Source organism: Mesorhizobium sp. Arg314 (assembly GCF_053714275.1).
Genome location: NZ_JBSKBP010000407.1, coordinates 1 through 203 on the forward strand (window position 1 = coordinate 1; position 203 = coordinate 203).

1 protein-coding gene is annotated in these 203 nt (G+C 66.0%); it reads right to left on the bottom strand.

Translation table 11 applies throughout. The annotated features are described in order from the left end of the window. Positions 1-203: quinolinate synthase NadA (gene nadA / locus ACWGS9_RS36055; RefSeq protein WP_454509592.1), on the bottom strand; the 203-nt coding region annotated here is incomplete at both ends.

Sequence of the window (203 nt, forward strand, 5' to 3'; positions counted from 1 at the left end):
ACGAAATCGACGTCGGGATGCTCGACCGCGACATTGTCGCTCATCGAGCATTCCGTCATCAGCACCACGCGCGCCGGCTTATGCCGCGCGACATAGTCGGACATCGCCGCCGTCGAGCCGGCGAAGTCGGCCTCGGCGACGACCTGCGGTGCACATTCGGGATGGGCAAGAACCGTGACGCCCGGATGCGCTTCGCGCAGCTC